1 protein-coding gene is annotated in these 3,050 nt (G+C 34.5%); it reads left to right on the forward strand.

Annotated elements, in window-relative coordinates; all coding sequences use genetic code 11:
• Positions 1-28: 28 nt before the first annotated feature.
• Positions 29-3,050, forward strand: a 3,022-nt coding sequence (locus DMP16_RS08830; RefSeq protein ID WP_143577117.1) for a S8 family serine peptidase, incomplete at its 3' end; no start/stop codon positions are given.

Here is a 3,050-nt window from a genome sequence, read left to right on the forward strand (position 1 = left end):
GTATAAGCAAACGATAGTATTATAACATATGTGGAGCTTTGTATTCTTAATATTCTTAACGTTAAGTGGAATTGTAGTACCCATGAGTATGTTTAATTCATTCCATCAAGTTACTGCATTGTTGCCTAACAATTACTATGTAACTGTTTCTATTGTATTACCTCCTAAAAATTTACCACTATTGCAACAGTACGTACAAGATCATGTAGTATTAAATCAAACTGAGGTTGAAAGGCTATTTGTTCCACAAAAAGAAATTACTCAAATAATTTCCAAGTTGAGAAATTATAATATTTCTGCAGTTAATTATCTTAATGTTATACTAGCCTCTGGCAAAGTTGGTGAATTGGAGGAAGCATTAAATTGGAAGTTTTACGTTTATGCTGTTGACGGGATAAGATTTTATGAATTTTCTGGCTCCCCAACATTTTCCAATGTAATAGTAATAGGTACAAATGTGACCTCATTATTTTTGAAAAAGCCTACTACATTGTATAATATTACTCAAGCTGTTGCATATACTGCGGTTTATCCTAATGAACTCATTAAAGCATATAACGTTAGTTGGTTACAAGAAAATAATATTACTGGAAAAGGAACAGCAATAGGTATTTTAGATTTTTATGGTGATCCATATATTCAGCAGCAGATTCAAGCTTTTGATTCATCATTCAACATTTCGAATCCTCCATACCTCAAAATAGTGCCGATTGGTGCATACAATCCAAACGAAGGTATTTCAACAGGTTGGGCCATTGAGATTTCATTAGATGTAGAGTATGCCCATATTATTGCTCCAGATGCGGGTATAGTTCTATATGTAGCTAACCCTAGCATTCCTTTACCAGCCATAATTGCATATATTGATCAGCAAGATGAAGTTAACGTTTTATCTCAAAGCTTTGGAATTCCGGAACTATATGTTGACTTAGGATTGATACCATTATCATATGTAAATTCACTAATGTATGAATACTGGTTAGGCGAAGTAGAGGGTATAACGTTCGTAGCTGCATCTGGTGATGCAGGGGGAAATGGGTATAATTATTATTTATCCCCAGAGGGATCAGTAATATTCCCAGCATCAATACCATACGTTCTAGCTGTAGGAGGGTCTTCCTTATACTTTTCTCAGAATGGGGTAATACAGACTGCATGGAGTGGAGAAAGTGTGATTGGGGCTAGTACAGGAGGATATAGCAGTATATTTCCTGCCCCATATTATCAAAACATTACTGGATATAGACTAGTTCCCGATGTAGTGGCTGATGCTAATCCTTATACTGGGGCCTATATTCTATACTATTATAATCAGACGTACTTAGTAGGAGGAACGTCTCTTGCAACTCCAATGGTTTCAGCTATGATTGATCTTCTTTCTCAAAAGTATGGTAAACTAGGTTTCATTAATACATATTTATACGAATTGAAAGATACCAAGGCTATATTACCAATAGAGTTTGGTTATAATACTCCGTACTATGTCAACTCCTCCTTAAACCCGGTAACTGGATTAGGATCTATAAACGCCGGCTATTTATTTACATTATTACCAAAAGTTCTTAATCAGCCTAAAATTTCAGTTGTAGTATATAATACTACATACCTTGATGGTCAACAAGTTAAGGTTGTTGCTAACGTATCTGGCGAGATATTGTCTAAATCGGTAACAGGTTATGTGTATAATGGTAGTTCTATTGTAGATGTATTTCCTCTAACCTTTAATGGTACATCTTTCGTCGGAAAGTTTATAGCACAAGGTAGTGGTGTGCAAGAGGTTATTGTAAAAGATGGGAATTTAACTGGTTTTACATATATAACCGTTGGTTATCAAGCACAGTTTCTATTTCCACCAGTTGCCTTATTCCCAGAACCTGAGTCTGTTCCAATATTGGTTCAGTTGACGTATCCTAATGGTTCTGTAGTTTCCAAACCACCCTCAAACCTAACTATTAACGTATATAAATACGATCTCATAACCGGAAAAAATGTTCTAGTATCTAGTATGAGTCTAAGTAGGCAAGTTGAGTTTAATCTAACTTTATTAGGTATAACAATTCAATCCCAATATCTAGGTGCTACATTCCAATTACCTAACAATTTAAGCGGGGTTTATTTCGTTAGTATTCCAAACGTTTTCGGTTTCGATGAATTCGTAGCAGGAATATATCTGCTCGATGCGGTTTACCCGCCAATATTTACAGAGCCATTGACCGTGGCGCCAGGACAAAATGTTACTATTCTTGCCGAAACTTTAGCCTTAGGAGAGCCCAATTTAACAATAAGCTTTTATAACGAGAGCGGTTATAATGTATACTCAATACCCGTTAATAGTATACTGTATCAAAATACCTTAGTATATATAACACAAATTAAAATGCCTGATCTTAAGCCAGGGTACTATTTAGTCGTAGCAAAAGCTACGTATAACGGCTCAAACTTCACTGCAGAGGGTGTTGGAATAACACAGATATACGTAGCTCCGTATACGATTAATGTAAAAGTTAATATTTATCCGTCTGATGTGATGTATGAAAATGAAAATTTAACCGTAATTGCGAATATAACTTATCCTAATGGCACAGAAGTTAAGTACGGTACTTTCTCCGCTATTATAATACCAGCATATATGTTAAGTAATTTTGATAATTTAGAGTTACAATATAGCGTCCCACTAACATATGATAATGGAAGTTGGATAGGTAATTTTCAAATTCCTAATGGGAATCAAAATAATCCATTCAGTTTATCGCCTTACGGCATATCTGGCTATTGGTACGTTTATATAGAAGGTATAAACGAAGATGGTCTTCCAATAAGTTTTCCAGCTTCATTAGATATAAACTCGTTGACCATCAACCCGATAACTCCAAATAAAGAATTTGTAGTTTTACCCTATATCTACGTTAATTTATTTAATGGTACTTTGGCCTATAACGAGTACATTAATGAGGCATTAATATTTAACCATAATGCAACTTTTATTAATAGTATAATAAATAAGCTAGTAGTAGTTAACGGTTCAGTTGATCTCATAAATTCCAAAGTGA

The sequence above is a fragment of the Sulfolobus sp. B1 genome, from assembly GCF_007050195.1.
Taxonomy (GTDB): domain Archaea; phylum Thermoproteota; class Thermoprotei_A; order Sulfolobales; family Sulfolobaceae; genus Saccharolobus.